The organism is Neobacillus drentensis (assembly GCF_036962765.1).
Classification (GTDB): domain Bacteria; phylum Bacillota; class Bacilli; order Bacillales; family Cytobacillaceae; genus Neobacillus; species Neobacillus drentensis_C.
The window spans coordinates 1-2537 of record NZ_JBALOS010000281.1; the positions used below are offsets into that span (position 1 = coordinate 1).

General features: G+C 36.4%; 2 protein-coding genes and 1 pseudogene. All 3 read left to right on the plus strand.

The genetic code is table 11. The annotated features are described in order from the left end of the window. Positions 1-244 (plus strand): annotated as a pseudogene (locus V7137_RS26805) (polyhydroxyalkanoic acid synthase subunit PhaR); the annotation flags it as partial. An 88-nt stretch (positions 245-332) separates the two neighbouring features. Beyond that, complete coding sequence (locus tag V7137_RS26810; RefSeq protein ID WP_335700897.1) at positions 333-1076, plus strand: 3-oxoacyl-ACP reductase; 744 nt, start codon at positions 333-335, stop codon at positions 1074-1076. Positions 1077-1144: 68 nt separating this feature from the next. Then, positions 1145-2230: a class III poly(R)-hydroxyalkanoic acid synthase subunit PhaC gene (phaC, locus tag V7137_RS26815; RefSeq protein WP_335700904.1), complete on the plus strand. Its 1086-nt coding sequence runs from the start codon at positions 1145-1147 to the stop codon at positions 2228-2230. Positions 2231-2537 lie beyond the last annotated feature (307 nt).

The window sequence follows — 2537 nt, forward strand, 5'->3', positions numbered from 1 at the left end:
TGAATCAAAATTAAAATACTTAGAATTTATGAACGTACCTTCTCGAAATGACATTGCCAACATTTCGTCGTTGATTGTTAATGTAGATGCAAAAGTGGATGATCTAGAAGAAAAATTGGATAATCAGGGAGATCAGGAGTCATTTAAGACAGAACTGTCGAATTTAAAAAAGGATATGAAGAATTTAGATAATAAATTGAATCAAATCCTGACTGTATTAAAAACACCTGAAAAAGCGAAATAGAAACGGATTACATAATGCTTGTAAAACCAAGTAATTTAGTAAACTAGCAGATTATTTTTAACAACTAAAATAGATGGGGTGGACAACAATGACAGAATTAAAAGATAAAGTAGCAATAGTAACAGGCGGCAGCAGAGGAATCGGTGCATCGATTGCATTGGAATTGGCTAAAAATGGCGCGAAGGTTGTCATTAACTATAATATCCGCAAAGAACTAGCTGATAAAGTTGTTGCAGAAATAAATGAATTTGGCGGAGATGCATACGCAGTTCAAGCAGATGTTTCAGAAAGTAATGAAGCGGCATACCTTGTGCAAGAAACCATCAACCATTATGGCAAATTAGATATCCTAATTAATAATGCAGGAATTACAAGAGACAGCACGTTCAAAAAATTGAACGAAGAAGATTGGAGAAAAGTAATCGATGTTAATTTAAACAGTGTTTACAATAATACATCTGCCGCTCTCCCTTACCTTCTTGAATCAGATGCAGGTCGCATCATCAACATTTCGTCTATTATTGGACAAGCTGGAGGGTTTGGACAAACCAACTATGCTGCTGCAAAAGCAGGACTAATTGGGTACACTAAATCTCTTGCTCTTGAACTTGCTAAAAGTAAGGTAACCGTGAATGCGATTTGCCCAGGATTTATTGGAACCGAGATGGTTCAAGCTATTCCTGAAAAAGTTCTTGCAGGAATTGTTGAAAAAGTACCGCAAAAACGTTTAGGCAAACCAGAAGAAATAGCTCGTGGTGTGGTTTTCTTATGTAAAGATGGTGACTATATTACTGGTCAGCAATTAAATATTAACGGTGGACTTTACATGTAAGTGTCATGAAGGAACGAATTTCTTTATATATTAAAAGAGTAAAAAAATCATGTAAGGAGTGAACAGTCATTAATGTTCTGATGAAAGAATGGAATGAGGTGCTCGAATTTGCACCTCAACAATACCAAGAGATGTTTCAACGTGTAATGAGGGCAAGTCAAGTGTTAACAACCGATCCCGAACCGGAAGTAGCACCTACACCGAAAGAAGTAGTTTGGACTAGAAATAAAACGAAACTCTATCGGTATATATCCGATCACCCAAAAAAACATAAAATTCCACTTCTTTTGGTTTATGCGCTTATTAATAAACCCTATATTTTGGATCTAACAAAAGGTGGCAGTTTAATAGAATATTTGGTTGAACGTGGGTTTGATGTTTATCTCCTTGACTGGGGTACACCAGGTTACGAAGATAGACATATGAAACTAGATGATTACATTATGGACTATATACCACGTGCAGTTCGTAAGGTAATGAGAAGATCTAAGGTTGAGGAAGTATCGATCCTTGGTTATTGCATGGGTGGAACAATTACGTCTGCATTTGCGGCACTACACCCTGAATTACCAATCCGCAACCTTATCTTTATGACTAGTCCTTTTAATTTTGAAAATAGCGGCGCATATGGTGCGATGCTAGATGAGCGATATTTTGATATCGATAAAGTGGTAGATACCCTTGGTGTGATTCCACCAGAAATGATTGATTTTGGAAACAAAATGATCAATCCAATGGGCACCAACTTTGGACCATTTATTAGTCTCGTTGATCGTGCAGATAATGAAAATTTCATAAAGAGCTTTAAACTACTGCGAAAATGGTTAAACGACGGAATTTTATTCCCTGGTGAAGCCTACCGCCAGTGGATTAGGGACTTCTATCAAAAGAACAAACTGATAAAAGGCGAACTGGTTATTCGTGGTCAAAAGGTTAAACTTGAAAATATCACGGCTAATGTGCTCAATTTAGCTGGGGTAAACGACCTCATTGCCCCACCACATCAAGTTGAAGCATTGATGAATGCAATTTCAAGTGAAGATAAACAATTTAAAGTTTTACCAGTTGGGCATACCTCAATAACTTATGGCAGCCAAGCAACAAAAATTACGTATCCTACCATAGCTGATTGGTTAGAAGAAAGATCCAACTAATCTTAGATTTATAGTGGTAAAGATGAGTGTCCCGAAATGGGGCACTCCTTTCATTTTATCTAGTAACATAAACTTCTGTTGTAAGCAAGTTAGAGATAGTGGTAATGTAAATTATATGTAATTTTCAGAGAATTGGCAATAGGTAAAAATATAAATCTAATACGAAATTTTAATAACCACACGTGAAAGCCTTTTTATCTAATGCCAATATACTATTCACCTTAGAAGCCAATGATTCGAGCTTATGATGGACAAATCGTTGGTTCTTGTGGTGGGTTTTGTCCTTCATCGAGCTTATGATGGACAA

Coding starts and splice junctions, on each gene's coding strand:
- V7137_RS26810 (WP_335700897.1), top strand. CDS start 333: ATGACAGAATTAAAAGATAAAGTAGCAATAGTAACAGGCGGCAGCAGA.